This is a genomic window from Vandammella animalimorsus, assembly GCF_002285285.1.
Classification (GTDB): domain Bacteria; phylum Pseudomonadota; class Gammaproteobacteria; order Burkholderiales; family Burkholderiaceae_C; genus Lampropedia; species Lampropedia animalimorsus.
Window position 1 is genome coordinate 217,997 of sequence record NZ_NSJF01000005.1, and the last position, 12,751, is coordinate 230,747.

The following is a 12,751-nucleotide window of genomic DNA, read 5'->3' on the forward strand; positions in this document are numbered from 1 at the left end:
GGCCTTATTGCAGCGCGGCCTTGGCGGCGGCGTAGTCGGGCTCGTTGGCGATCTCGCCCACCAGTTGGCTGTGCAGCACGCGGTCGTTTTCGTCGAGCACCACCACGGCGCGCGCGGTCAGGCCGGCCAGCGGGCCGCTGGCGATGGCCACGCCGTAGTCTTCATGGAAGCCGCGGCCGCGCAGGGTGGAGAGCATGACGACCTTGTCCAGGCCTTCTGCGCCGCAAAAGCGCGACTGGGCAAAGGGCAGATCGGCCGAGATGCACAGCACGACGGTGTTGGGCAGGGCGCTGGCCTCCTCATTGAAGTTGCGCACCGATTGCGCGCAGGTCGGGGTGTCGATGCTGGGGAAGATGTTGAGCACTTTGCGCTGGCCTTTGAAGTCGGCCAGGCTGCGCTCGGCCAGATCCTTGCCGACCAGCGAGAAGGCTGGTGCCTGCTGGCCGGGGGCGGGCAGGCTGCCCTTGAGTTCGACGGGGTTGCCTTTGAGGGTGACTTGGGTCATGAGGGTCTCCAAAAAAGAAGAGGGGCTGGGTAAAACCGCCTTGGCTGTGCCAGGGCGTGGGGGTGAGGGGCAAAGCCCGTGCATTGTCGCACCAGGCCGTGCGGGCGCTTGGCGCTGTCAGAACCTCTCACCTGAGCAGGCGCTGGCGGCGCGCTTCGTACAGGCACACGGCGCTGGCTACAGAGACGTTCAGGCTTTCCACCGCGCCCTGCATGGGGATGTGCAGCAGCGCGTCGCAGGTTTTGCGCGTGAGCTGGCGCATGCCCGGGCCTTCGGCGCCCAGCACCAGGGCCGTGGGGCCGGTGAGCTCTTGCTGGTAGAGCGATTGCGGCGCGTCGTCGCTGGTGCCCAGCACCCAGATGCCGCGCTCTTTGAGCTCGCCCAGGGTGCGCGCCAGGTTGGTGACCATGAAATAGGGCATGGTCTCGGCCGCGCCGCTGGCGACCTTGGCGACGGTGGCGTTGATGCCGGCGGCGTGGTCCTTGGGGGCGATGACGGCATGGGCGCCAGCGCCATCGGCCACGCGCAGGCAGGCGCCCAGGTTGTGCGGGTCGGTCACGCCGTCGAGCACCAGCAGCAGCGGCGGCTCGGTCAATGCGTCGAGCAGCTCATCGAGGCCGCGCGCCGGCGCCAGGGCCTGCACGCGCGCGGCCACGCCCTGGTGGCCGTGGCTGCCGGCCAGGCGGGCGATGCGCAGCGCATCGGCTTCGATCAGGCGCACGCCCGCCTCTTTGGCGCGGGCGATGAACTGGCGCATGCGCGCATCGCGGCGGCTGGGGTCGATCAGCACCTCGATGATGGAATCGGGCGCGGTCTTCAAGCGCACGGTGACGGCGTGAAAGCCGAACAGGACTTTTTTGGGCTCGGACATGGCAGATTGGGGCAGCACAGGGCTGCAAAGGGCTGGCAGTGGGGCGGGCTCGCCAAAGCGGGCGATTATCCCGCGCCTGTGCCCAAGTCTGGCGCTGCGCTGCGCCCGCTCTTGCTGGCGGGTTGGGCTTGGTCGAGCAGTTGCTGCACGCGCGCCTGCAGCAGCTCGGGCGTGGCGCTGGCGCTGTCCATGGCCGGGCCCACGTGCAGGCCCACGCGGTTGAGCCAGCCACGCCGCAGCGGCCGCACCATGGCCACGTTCTGGCCGCCTCGCACTTCGATGCGCGAGAAGAACGAGCCCCACAGGTTGGACAGCGCCATGGGGATGATGGGCACGTCCAGGCCCTGGGCGCGGGCATCGTCCGTGATCTTGTGGATGCCGCGCTTGAAGCGCTGCAGCTGGCCGTCGCGGGTGATGGCCCCTTCGGGGAAGATGCCCAGCAGGTCGCCCTCGCGCAGCACCTGGGCGGCGCGCTCGAAGGCGGCCTCGAAGGCCTGCGGATTGTCGCGCTGCGCGGCAATGGGGATGGCCTTGGCGAAGCGGAAGATCAGCCCCAGCAGGCGGTTGCGGAAGATGCGCTCGTCCATGATGAAATAGATTGGGCGCGGGCTGGCGGCCAGCAGCAAGATGGCATCGACGAAGCTGACGTGGTTGCAGGCCAGCACGGCCGGGCCTTCGCTGGGGATGTGCTCGCGCCCCTGGATGCGAAAGCGGTAGATCAGGTGGGTGAGCACCCAGGCCATGAAGCGCAGCAGGTACTCGGGCACCAGCAGGAAGATGTAGGCCGCGACGATGGCATTGCCAATGGCCAGCGCCAGAAAGATCTGCGGCATCGTCAGCCCCAGCTGCAGCAGTGAGGCGGTGAGCACGGCGCTGGCGATCATGAACAGCGCGTTGAGGATGTTGTTGGCGGCGATGATGCGCGCGCGGTGCGTGGGCTGTGAGCGCATTTGCACCAGTGCGTACATGGGCACGCTGTACAGCCCGGTGAACAGGCACAGCAGCAGCAGGTCGATGAGCACGCGCCAGTTGGCCGCCGCGCCCAGGAACTGCGACACCTCCAACAACTGGGCCGGCGCCGGCAGGTTGCGGGTGGCGAAGTACAGATCGAGCAGGAACACGCTCATGCCGATGGCGCCCACGGGCACCAGGCCGATCTCGACCTGTTTGCGCGAGAGCGCCTCGCACAGCAGCGAGCCGATGCCGATGCCCAGCGCAAACACCGTCAACAGCAGCGAGGCCACCTGGGCGTTGCCGTGCAGCACCTCTTTGGCAATGACGGGAAACTGGCTCATCAGCACTGAGCCGACGAACCACATCCAGCTGATGCCCAGCACGGAGCGGAACACCACAGCCTGGGCGTGGGCCAGGCGCAGGTTCTGCCAGGTCTCGCGCACGGGGTTCCAGTCGATGCGCAGCGCCGGGTCGGTGGGCGCGGCCTGCGGGATGGCGCGGCTGCTGGCCCAGCCCAGCACGGCCAGCGCCAGGCTGGCCAGCGCCACGTACTTGCGCCCGGGCTCGCCCAGGTCGATGAGCATGCCGCCGGCCAGGCTGCCCAGCACGATGGAGACGAAGGTGCCCATCTCCACCATGCCGTTGCCGCCGGTGAGCTCGGCCGCGTTCAGGTGCTGGGGCAGGTAGGCGTACTTGACCGGGCCGAACAGCGTCGATTGCAGGCCCATGGCGAACACGCAGGCCAGCAGCACGGCCACGGCCTCGAACCAGAAGGCCAGCGCAGCCACCAGCATGATGGCAATCTCCAGCAGCTTCAGGCGGCGAATCAGCAGCGCATGGGCGTACTTGTCGGCCAGCTGCCCGGCCGTGGCCGAAAACAGCAAATAGGGCAGGATGAATACTGCGCCGATCACCAGCCCGGCCATTTGCGGGTCGAGCCAGGCCACCTGCAGCTGGTACGTCACCAGCACCGTGAAGGCGAACTTGAACAGGTTGTCGTTGGCTGCGCCGATGAATTGCGTCCAGAAAAACGGCGCAAAGCGCCGCTGGCCCAGCAGCTTGAATTGGTTGACCTCATCGGCCTTGATGGGGTGGGTAGGGCGGTGTTGGCTCATGCGGCGTCAGGTGGGGGAGATTGCAAGGGGGGCAGCAGGCATGACTCAGAAACTGTGGACGAGCTCTCAACGGCGCATGGGAGTGGCGTTATACAGCATGCGGGCAATCGGCCAGCCGGCTGCGGCAGCCAGCACATGCTTGAGGCTGTGGCCCGAGATCAGCCCGGCGCTGGCCTCGAACAGCGCGTGATCGCCCAGCTCACACACCTTGCACAGCAGGTACCAGCCGATGATGGCCAGCAGGCCCAGCGCGGGCATGCCTGCGCTGCGCGGCAGCCCCAGGCGAGTGCCCAGACCAATGGCCAGCAGCAGCACCATGCCGCCGCCTTGCAGCACGCTCCAGGGCGTGAAATTGCCCGTGGCATGCCAGACGGCCAGGCTGGCGCAGCTGGCGGCAAAGGTCAGCGCCGTGGCCAGCAGCGCGCTGGCGTCGCAGGCGATCTGGCGCACCGCCAGGCCGACGATGGCGGCAAATACGATGCCCATGGCCAGGCGATCCCACAGCACGCCGGCATCGTTGGGCTGCAAGTGGTAAACGCCTGAGCCCAGCGCGGTGGCGGCAAAGCCCAGCGCCGCCAGGCCGCACAGGTGCCACCACAGCGGCATGCTGCGCACATGGGCGCGCTGCATGGCGCGGCGGTACTGCCGCATGGCCCGGGCGATGACAATGGCGGCGGCCAGAAAGCACAGATTGGTCAGCACGTCCATGGCGTTGGGCAGGCCAAGCAGGCCGCGCTGATCGGCAAAATCGTGGTAATGCGCCAGTTGCTGCACCGGCGGCAGCAGCGCCGCCAGCAGCGCCAGCAGTGCGGCAAAGGCCAGCAAGGCCCAGCGCGCCAGCTGCTGCGCCGAGCGCGCCCGGGCCGTGTAATGGCTGCCATCGACCATGGCAAACGAGGGGGAAAAGGATGCGGCAAGCACAAAGGATTTCTTGGCGGGCATGGCGTGGCTCCAAAACAATCGACAGGTCATGAATGGATGGGGTGACATGCACCCTGCGCCGCGAAGTATCGAAACCGGATGGCAAAAAGTGCCGTTATTTGCTTTTGATTGCGTATTAAATGTCTTAAAGTATCTTTTATTGATACCTTTTGCCGCTGGCAGCCCCGATCGACAGGCCAGCCGCAGCACATGAGAGGAGGAGCAAGCCCATGAGCACCACCCAAGACCTGGTGAGCGTCATCAAGCAGGAACTCAAGGCCAACCGCATGACCTACGCCGATCTGGCCCAGGCGCTGGAGATGGCCGAGTCCAGCGTCAAGCGCATGCTCTCGCGCGGAGAGATGCCGCTGTCGCGCATCGACGCCATCTGCCGTGCGCTGGGCACGGACTTTGCCGAGCTGGCGCGGCGCGTGGTCGATCAGCAGCCCGAGCTGGCGCAGTTGAGCGTGGAGCAGGAGCGCGCCGTGGTGGCCGACAAGAAGCTGCTGCTGGTGGCCGTCAACGCCATGAGCCTGTGGTCGGTCGAGCAAATGGTGGCCGCCTACCACCTCAGCGAGGCCGAGTGCGTCAAATACCTGGTGCAGCTCGACCGGCTGGGCATTCTGGAACTGCGGCCCATGAACCGCTACCGCCTCAAGCTGGCCAAGACTTTCAAGTGGCGGCCCAATGGCCCGGTGATGCAGTTCTTTCGCGAGCATGTGGCGCTGGATTACTTGGGCGGGGCCTTTGCGCACGACGACGAAGGGCTGTTCCTGGTGCATGGCAGCATCAGCCGCGCGGCCGCGCCCGCCCTGCTCGAGCGCATGCAGCGCCTGGGGCAGGATTTCTCCCAGCAGCACCTGAGCGACCAGAAAGTGCCGCCCGGCGAGCGCGAGGGCTACACCATGATCCTGGCGCTGCGCCGCTGGGAATATTCGGCCTTCAAGGCCTTGCGCCGCTGAGCGGTTGCGGCCTTTGCGCTGATGCCGGCGCTGACTCTGACGCTGCTGGCGCTGCGCGCCCCGGCAGCGGGATGGCCGTGCCGCGCTTGGGTTGCGCGGTGGCGAAATAGGCCTTGACGTTGCGCACATTGGCCTGCTGCGTGAACAGCGCGTGCGCCAGCGCCTGGTAGTGCTGCATGTCCAGGGTTTGCACCACCAGGATGAAATCCGGCCCGGCGCTCACGCGCCAGCATTGCTGCACCTCGGGGTGTTGCAGCAGCAGCTGCTCGAAGGCCGCCAGCGCCTGGGCGTCCTGCCGATCCAGGCTGAGTTCGACGATGCAGCACAGCCCCGGCGGCTGGCCGCTGGCGCGCGCCAGCGCCCATGGATCCACCAGCGCCACCTGGGCCGCCAGAATGCCCGCCTCGCGCAGGCGCTGCACGCGCCGCAGGCAAGTGGCCGGCGAGATGCCCACGCGCTCGGCCAGAACCTGTTGGCTGATTGAGGCATCGCGCTGCAGTAGCTCCAACAATTGAAGGTCGATTTCGTCAATGTTTTTCTTCATCTTTAAGCTTTTAATGAAATTAAATTTCGAGAAATCACATCCGTGAAATTTTGCTTGAAAAATAGATCAAAAACAAAAGCAAATTTCTTTTTGCCTTGGCTAGCATCCCGCCCATGTGTGGCCCTGGCCGCCCGCCGCTGCGGGCGGCGGGCGCGTTGCGCAGATTCTTGAGCAAGGTCTGCATCCAAATCACAGGGAGAGTTGCGTATGTGTGGAATCGTCGGCGGGGTATCGCAGCAGGATGTGGTGCCCGTGCTGCTGCAGGGCCTGCAGCGTCTGGAATACCGGGGCTATGACTCCTGCGGCCTGGCCGTGCACCGCGCCAGTTTTGCGCCCGATTCGGCGCAAGGCATCGAGCGCAGCCGCAGCACGGCGCGGGTGGCGCAGTTGCAGGCCCAGGCGGCCGAGCAGGCCTTGCAGGCTGGCACCGGCATCGCCCACACGCGCTGGGCCACGCACGGCGCGCCGTCGATGGACAACGCCCATCCGCATTTCAGTTTCGGCCCGCAGATCGACCCGGCCGCCGTGCCGCAGGCGGCCGCGCGCGTGGCGCTGGTGCACAACGGCATCATCGAGAACTACGAGGCGCTGCGCCGCGCGCTGGAGGCCAAGGGCTATCGCTTCGGCAGCGACACCGACACCGAGGTCGTGGCACACCTGATCGACAGCCTGTATGAGGGTGACCTGTTCGAGGCGCTGCGCCAGGCCGTGGCGCAGCTGCAGGGCGCCTATGCGCTGGCGGTGATGCACCGCGACGAGCCGCAGCGCCTGGTGGGCGCGCGCGCGGGCTCGCCGCTGGTGCTGGGCATCGTGCCCGGCCAGCCGGCCGCGCACTTTCTGGCCAGCGATGCCATGGCGCTCTCGGGCGTGAGCGACCAGATCGTGTACCTGGAAGAAGGCGATCTGGTGGACCTGCAAGCCGGGCGCTACTGGATCACCGACGCCCAGGGCCGCCCGCTGGATGCGGCGCAGCGCCCGGTGCAGACCGTGCAGGCCTTCGCCGCCGCCGCCGAGCTGGGGCCCTACCAGCACTACATGCAAAAGGAAATCTTCGAGCAGCCGCGCGCGCTGGCCGACACCCTCACGGATGTGCTCTCCATCGGCCCGGAGCTGTTTGGCGATGGCGCCGCAAGCGTCTTCAAGGAGATCGACTCACTGCTCATCCTGGCCTGCGGCACCAGCTACTACAGCGCGCTGGTGGCCAAATACTGGATCGAGGCCATGGCGCGCATCCCCGTGCAGGTGGAAATCGCCAGCGAATACCGCTACCGCAGCTCGGTGCCCAACCCGCGCGCGCTGGTGGTGGTCATCAGCCAGTCGGGCGAGACCGCCGACACCCTGGCAGCGCTGCGCCACGCCAAGTCGCTGGGCCAGCCGCACACGCTGACCATTTGCAACGTGGGCACCAGCACCATGGTGCGCGAATGCAGCCTGGCCTACATCACCCGCGCCGGGGTGGAGATCGGCGTGGCCTCCACCAAGGCCTTCACCACTCAGCTGGCCGGCCTGTACCTGCTGGCGCTGACGCTGGCGCAGGTCAAGGGCGTGATGGACGAGGCCGAGCTGGCCGCCGAGCTGCAGCAGCTGCGCCACATCCCGGCCGCCGTGCGGGCCGTGCTGGCGCTGGAGCCGCAGATCATCAGCTGGGCGCACGCCTTCACGCGCATGGACAACGCCCTGTTTCTCGGGCGCGGCAAGCACTACCCAATCGCCCTGGAAGGCGCGCTCAAGCTCAAGGAGATCAGCTACATCCACGCCGAGGGCTACCCGGCCGGCGAGCTCAAGCACGGCCCGCTGGCGCTGGTGACCAGCGCCATGCCCGTGGTGGTGGTGGCCCCCAATGATGAGCTGCTGGAAAAGCTCAAGAGCAACATGCAGGAAGTGCGCGCCCGCGGCGGCGTGCTGTATGTGCTGGCCGACGCCAGCACCCACATCGACAGCAGCGAAGGCATCCACGTCATCCGCATGCCCGGACACTACGGCCGGCTCAGCCCCATCGTGCACGTCATCCCGCTGCAGCTGCTGGCCTACCACACCGCCCTGGGCCGCGGCACCGACGTGGACAAACCGCGCAACCTGGCCAAGAGCGTGACGGTGGAATGAACGCCGACCCTGCGCCGAGCGGGGCAGGGTGTGGGGCACATTCCATGCGCAGGGGTGTGCCAAGGGGGCATCGGCAGGCCTCCTTGCCCGCTGCCTGCCTGGCTGGCTGATGGGGCTTGGCCCCAACCGCCCAGGCGCAGGCGGAAGAAACACCGCCTCTTGGGCCCATTCGCTGTGCCTGGCCATCCATCTGCGCCTGCGGTGGGCACAGACGGAGAAGACTTCCCCTCGCTGGGCGGAACTCGGGGCTTGAAAGACTGAGCCGACACAAGAGGGCGGCTTATTGACCTTTCAGCGGAGCGCCGCAATTCATGCAGCGGCACGCAAAATAATTTCTTTTGCCGAAAAGATCGCCATCATCCACAAACAAGGCTCTTTTCCCGCATGACTTGCATCTGAAATAATGACTTACCAATATGCCGCCAATAGAGCTTGAGCCTATGAGTAGGTAAAGCGCCCAAATTAGTAAATTTGGAAATCCTCCATCTGTCAAAAAGTTTAAAAGAATAGTCAATAATAAAATGGGAAAAGGAAGAAGGGTTAGGTTTCTGAGGAAAAACATGGCCAATCTCCGGGGGGTTATTGGACTATGAAATCAATTTTCTTTTGCAATGGGGTGTTGATTTGAGATTTTGGTGAAAGGTTGTTTTTGGTTTATGCGGTATAGCTGTTCAATAATATTTCGACATACTCTTTTCCGTATTCTCTGATCAGGCTGTTGTAGATGTAACCTCTTTTTTGAATGCTTTCGATGCTGAAGAACAGGTCGCGCGTGAAGATTTTTCTGTCAATCGACTGGTTCAGCCCTATGACGCCCAAGCCGACGGGGATGTTCTGAAACGCGGCCCATGCACCATCTGCTGAAAAAAGCGCGCCGCCTGAAAAAATGAGTTCGGACACCCTTCTTTTTTCGTCTTTTTCAATCAAGGACAGGAGCTTGCTGGTGGCAACTTCCTTGATGCTGGCCTCGTCTTCGTCAAATCTGTAGTAGTGGATGAAATTTTCGCCGAGTGATTCGGCCCATTGGATGATGGCCGAGAGGATGGGCTCCTCGGAAAACATGACGTGATCGAAGAAGATGTAATTGCGGTAATTCTGTTGGAAAACATGCCAGGGTAGATTGTTGCCGCTCAGGAATTGATTGGGCTGGTGGGGCATGGGTAGATAAAAAATCAAGAATCTTGCGAGACTGCAATGATTGGCATAAAGAAAATTTTGGGGTGCATGATGCAAGCGGTGTAACGCGCTGTCAAGAAAACGCTTGGGCTTGCCGCCGTGCGGGGACTTTGAGCACGCCCAAAGACAACGCCGGGCCAACTGGGGCCCGGCGTTGCTGATTGGCGCCGAGGTGTTGAACAGGCGCTGATGGGGGGCTGGCGGCTTATTGCAGTTGCAGGCTGCTGTAATGGTCCAGGCCCAGCGGGCCGATGCCCAGGCGGCTTTCGATGGTGTGCAGGTTGCGCAGGAACTCGGCCATGCTGTTGAAGATGGGCGCTACCCATTGCTGGTTTGCGTCGATGTCGGTTGCGCGCTCGGGCAGTTGCTCCTGGGCTTTGTGCAGATATTCCTCGTATCCCTGCTGCGAGATGCGCAGCAGGCCATCGCCCAGCAGGCTGCCGTAGTAGCGCAGCTGGAGCAGCGTGCCCTGTGACTGGGCCGGCTGCTGCATCAGTTGCTTGAGCGCAGGCAACGCGCTTGGGCCCACGGCCAGGCCGACGCCGCCCTGGCCCAGGCCCAGCCAGGCGGGCAGATGGGGCGCAGCGCTGAACGTGCCCGGCGGCAGTGGGCGCGGCTCGGCGCCCGCTTGCAGGGGCTGGCGGGCCAGCTCTTTGTCGATCAGGCTGGCGTAGGAGTGCAGGGCCTGCGGGTTGTCGCTGAGAAACAGCATGGCCACTTCGATCTCTGGCTGGGGCTGTTGTGATGGGCCCTGGCGCAGCATGCTTTCAAAGTCCATGCCTGTGAGCATGGCGTAAAAGCCATGGATATTGGGGCCGATGGCGTACAGCGGGGCCAGGGCGCGGGGCAGATCGGGTTGGCGCGCCAGTTGTTGCAGCGGCTGCAGCGCCAGGCAGTCGCTGCGGTAGGCGGCCAGGGCGCTGGACTGCAGCTGCAGCCAGCTGGCGAGCTTGTCCAGCCGCAAGCTCAGGCCGATTTCGAGCAGGGGCTTGACGGCGCTCTGCCCGGTTTGGGGTTGGGGCAGTTGGCCGGGCAGGGCGGCCAGGCCCTGGCGCAGGGCCTGCTCCAGCACTACGGTGCTGCGCCGCTCCTTGCGTTTGGCGTCCCAGTGGGTGATGCCGCTGGCCAGCTCGGGCAGTTTGGCGGCCAGCGCGGCGGCGTCGGCGGCGCAGCTGGGCGGCAGCGTGGTGATGCGGCGCTGCTGCGCCAGTTGGGCATCGCTGCCCAGGCCGAACAGCGGCAGCAGCCGCTCGCTGGCCATCCAGGCGGTGATGCCGTAGGGCAGGAAGCCGTGGCGCTGGTTGACTTCGTGCAGGGTCTTGGCCTGGTAGAGGTTTTGCGCAGGCTTTTCCAGCCCGAGCAGCCGGGCCGCAGGCAGGGCTGGGCCGTTGCCGGGCTCGATGGCCAGCACCAGGTGCTGGCCGATCAGCCCCAGCAGCAGCTGGGGCTGCAGTTCTTGCAGGGCCTGCTGCACAGCCTGGGCTTGCTCCTGCCCGGCGGGCAGCGGCAGGGGCGGCAGCGGCCGCTCGGACTGCGGCTGGCCGGACAGCGGGATGGCCCAGTAGCTGGCGTGCTGACCGAGTTGATGTTCTTGCGGGGTGAGCTCCAGCGCGGCCAGTAGCTGTTCAATCTGCGCGCGGGCGCGCGGTACGTCATGCAAGCTGAGGCGCAGCACTGGGCGCAGCTGCACTTCGTACAGGGCGAACAAGGCATCGGGGGCCAGGCCAAAGCCTTTGAGGCCTTGCTCCTTGGCGGTGCGGTCCACCTCGCGCAGCCATTGCAGCAGGCGCTGGGCGCGGGGCGATTCGGTGGTTTCCGGATCTTTGGCCAGCAGCTGCAGCAGGCTGTCCCACATGGGCTGCAGCGGGCGCAGCAGCTGCGCATCGAAGGCTTGCGCGGCCTCGGGCGGGGGCTCGAGGTTGGCCACGGCGTACAGGCTGTGCTGCGGCGCGTATTGCAGCGGGTGTTCGGTGCGCACGCTGCTGCAGGCGCTCAGCAGCGCCAGCGCGCTGGCGGCCAGGGCGCTGGCCAGCAGGCGCGGGCGGCGCAGACTGGGGCGAAGGTGGCAAGCTGGCATGGGAAGTCCTCCGAGGGGTGGTGATGGAAAAGCTTTTCGGGCCTGTTCAAAATCCCCGCACAGCGGGCAATGGAGCCCATCTGGGCGGCCTGCGGCGTTGCAAAGCATCGCCCTAGAGAGCTGGGCTGTGGTGGCTATGCAATGCGTGCAAAGCGGCGCCTTGCAGCCATTTCAAATCGCTTCTGGCCCGCTTGCACCGACGAGACTTTCAGCAGGCGTTCAGAAATCCAACAGGCTCAGGCCGATCGAGAGCGTGGTGCGCTTGAGGTTGTAGTCGATCAGGCTGTCGCCATAGCCGTGAAACAGGCTGGTGCGCAGGCGCAGGTTGCTTTTGCCGCCCATGAAGCCTTCGCCCAGCGTGCGGTACCACTCCAGCCGCGCCGAGCCGCCGTTTTGTCCGCGCAGCGGGTGGCGCAGCGTCAGCGCCAGGGTGTTGCGCTGGCTGAGCTCCCAGGTCGAGAGCAGCTCGGCGCGGCCGATGCGGCGGCTGATGCCGGGGTTGTCATCCTGGCCGGGCTTTTCCTCCAGGCGCTGCCAGAGCCGGGCCTGCAGCGTCCAGCGAGGGCCCAGCTCCATGCCGAACATGGCGTAGTAGCGGTTCCAGCTGCGCGAGAGCGGGTCGCTCTGGCCGTTGGATTGGTGGTTCAGCCCCAGGCCGGCGTAGCTGAGCTGCGCGCCGCCGGGCAGTTGCCACAGCAGCGGGTAGATGTAAATCAACTCGGGCTCGTGGTCGGTGTTGCGAAACGGGCGCGAGATCTGGCCGTTGAAGGCCTGCCACTGGGCATTGAGCGTGTAGCCGAACCACAGTGAATCGCGCTTGGTGGGGTGCCCGCGCGTGAGCAAGTGGCTGGCGAGCTTGGTGCGCACCGACAGTTGCAGCTGCGCCTCATGGTGCTGGTAGGGCTGGTGCGCTGGCGGCGTGTCGGCATGGGCGGGCGAATGCGGCTGGCGATTGACGGCGTCGCCGATGGCGATGCCAATGGTCAGCGGCCGATAGCCACGGAAGCGAAAGTTGCCGCAATCGGTGTCGGCGTCCAGCTCCCACATGCGCGCTGTGCGCCCAAAGGCGGGGTTGCGGCAGCCATCGTTGGCGCTGACGACGACGGTGGCCGGCGGCTGCAGCGCCACCGCATCGGCGCTGGCTGGCGCGCGCAGGCCGCTGCCGCTGGCCTGAGGCTGGGCGGTGGCATGGGTGCTGTCGCCGTGGGCCGTTACTGCCGTTGCTGTTGCCGTGGCGGCGCTGGGGGCGGATTTTTCGGGCGCGGCAGGCGCTGTGGCCAGGCCGGGCTGGCGCTGCTGCGCAGCCCATTGGTCGTAGCAGGCCAGGCGCGCGGCATCGCTGTGGCGAAGCTGGTCGCACTGCTGCCAGTGGTGCACGGTGAGGGTGGCCGCGGGCGGCGCGGCCTGCGCCGGCTGTTGTGCCGTGGCCGGGGCGCTGAGCGACAGGCCCAGGCCGGCGGCCAAGGCCCAGGGCAGGGGGCGGGGTGGGCGATGCAGGAGCATGGGATTGGCAGATGAAAACG

Annotated in this window: 11 protein-coding genes; 2 read left to right on the top strand and 9 right to left on the bottom strand. The window is 65.9% G+C overall.

Annotation, left to right across the window (positions count from 1 at the left end; translation table 11 throughout):
• Positions 1-4 precede the first annotated feature (4 nt).
• From tpx to CK620_RS14095, 4 genes are all read right to left on the bottom strand, one after another.
• Entirely contained in the window at positions 5-505 is a 501-nt protein-coding gene (tpx, locus tag CK620_RS10610) for a thiol peroxidase (protein ID WP_095550263.1), read from the bottom strand.
• A gap of 127 nt (positions 506-632) precedes the next feature.
• Complete coding sequence (gene rlmB, locus CK620_RS10615; protein ID WP_095550264.1) at positions 633-1,376, bottom strand: 23S rRNA (guanosine(2251)-2'-O)-methyltransferase RlmB; 744 nt, start codon at positions 1,374-1,376, stop codon at positions 633-635.
• 65 nt (positions 1,377-1,441) lie between these two features.
• Entirely contained in the window at positions 1,442-3,445 is a 2,004-nt protein-coding gene (locus tag CK620_RS10620) for an MFS transporter (protein ID WP_095550265.1), read from the bottom strand.
• 66 nt (positions 3,446-3,511) lie between these two features.
• Positions 3,512-4,387: a hypothetical protein gene (locus CK620_RS14095; RefSeq protein WP_095550266.1), complete on the bottom strand. Its 876-nt coding sequence runs from the start codon at positions 4,385-4,387 to the stop codon at positions 3,512-3,514.
• Positions 4,388-4,596: 209 nt separating this feature from the next.
• Here CK620_RS14095 and CK620_RS10630 point away from each other — a divergent pair, with 209 nt between their 5' ends.
• Positions 4,597-5,328 carry a helix-turn-helix domain-containing protein gene (locus CK620_RS10630; protein WP_095550267.1) on the top strand — a complete coding sequence of 244 codons (732 nt, stop codon included), beginning with the start codon at positions 4,597-4,599 and terminating at the stop codon, positions 5,326-5,328.
• Here CK620_RS10630 and CK620_RS10635 read toward each other — a convergent pair.
• Both CK620_RS10635 and CK620_RS14100 read right to left on the bottom strand, forming a co-directional pair.
• Positions 5,309-5,872, bottom strand: coding sequence for an Lrp/AsnC family transcriptional regulator (locus CK620_RS10635; protein ID WP_095550268.1), 564 nt, complete (start codon positions 5,870-5,872; stop codon positions 5,309-5,311). The two genes, CK620_RS10630 and CK620_RS10635, sit on opposite strands and share 20 nt — an antisense overlap.
• A 34-nt stretch (positions 5,873-5,906) precedes the next feature.
• Positions 5,907-6,056, bottom strand: a complete 150-nt coding sequence (locus tag CK620_RS14100; RefSeq protein WP_179290632.1) for a hypothetical protein — start codon at positions 6,054-6,056, stop codon at positions 5,907-5,909.
• Positions 6,057-6,079: 23 nt separating this feature from the next.
• On the opposite strand from CK620_RS14100, the gene glmS reads away from it, so the two are divergent.
• Positions 6,080-7,975 (top strand): glutamine--fructose-6-phosphate transaminase (isomerizing), encoded by a 1,896-nt coding sequence (gene glmS / locus CK620_RS10640; protein ID WP_095550269.1) that lies wholly within the window; start codon positions 6,080-6,082, stop codon positions 7,973-7,975.
• 654 nt (positions 7,976-8,629) lie between these two features.
• Here the strand turns inward: glmS and CK620_RS10645 are convergent.
• The 3 genes from CK620_RS10645 to CK620_RS10655 form a co-directional block, all read right to left on the bottom strand.
• Positions 8,630-9,133 carry a hypothetical protein gene (locus CK620_RS10645; protein ID WP_095550270.1) on the bottom strand — a complete coding sequence of 168 codons (504 nt, stop codon included), beginning with the start codon at positions 9,131-9,133 and terminating at the stop codon, positions 8,630-8,632.
• 223 nt (positions 9,134-9,356) lie between these two features.
• Positions 9,357-11,228 (bottom strand): hypothetical protein, encoded by a 1,872-nt coding sequence (locus CK620_RS10650; protein WP_095550271.1) that lies wholly within the window; start codon positions 11,226-11,228, stop codon positions 9,357-9,359.
• 219 nt (positions 11,229-11,447) lie between these two features.
• A complete protein-coding gene (locus CK620_RS10655) occupies positions 11,448-12,731 on the bottom strand; it encodes a phospholipase A (protein ID WP_095550272.1) in 1,284 nt (427 codons plus the stop codon).
• Between the last annotated feature and the right edge of the window lie 20 nt (positions 12,732-12,751).

Excerpts from the sequence above, each read along its gene's own strand:
- glmS (WP_095550269.1), top strand. The coding sequence starts at position 6,080 with ATGTGTGGAATCGTCGGCGGGGTATCGCAGCAGGATGTGGTGCCCGTG.
- CK620_RS10635 (WP_095550268.1), bottom strand. The coding sequence starts at position 5,872 with ATGAAGAAAAACATTGACGAAATCGACCTTCAATTGTTGGAGCTACTG.
- CK620_RS10620 (WP_095550265.1), bottom strand. The coding sequence starts at position 3,445 with ATGAGCCAACACCGCCCTACCCACCCCATCAAGGCCGATGAGGTCAAC.
- CK620_RS14100 (WP_179290632.1), bottom strand. The coding sequence starts at position 6,056 with ATGCAGACCTTGCTCAAGAATCTGCGCAACGCGCCCGCCGCCCGCAGC.
- rlmB (WP_095550264.1), bottom strand. The coding sequence starts at position 1,376 with ATGTCCGAGCCCAAAAAAGTCCTGTTCGGCTTTCACGCCGTCACCGTG.
- CK620_RS10650 (WP_095550271.1), bottom strand. The coding sequence starts at position 11,228 with ATGCCAGCTTGCCACCTTCGCCCCAGTCTGCGCCGCCCGCGCCTGCTG.
- CK620_RS14095 (WP_095550266.1), bottom strand. The coding sequence starts at position 4,387 with ATGCCCGCCAAGAAATCCTTTGTGCTTGCCGCATCCTTTTCCCCCTCG.
- tpx (WP_095550263.1), bottom strand. The coding sequence starts at position 505 with ATGACCCAAGTCACCCTCAAAGGCAACCCCGTCGAACTCAAGGGCAGC.
- CK620_RS10630 (WP_095550267.1), top strand. The coding sequence starts at position 4,597 with ATGAGCACCACCCAAGACCTGGTGAGCGTCATCAAGCAGGAACTCAAG.
- CK620_RS10645 (WP_095550270.1), bottom strand. The coding sequence starts at position 9,133 with ATGCCCCACCAGCCCAATCAATTCCTGAGCGGCAACAATCTACCCTGG.
- CK620_RS10655 (WP_095550272.1), bottom strand. The coding sequence starts at position 12,731 with ATGCTCCTGCATCGCCCACCCCGCCCCCTGCCCTGGGCCTTGGCCGCC.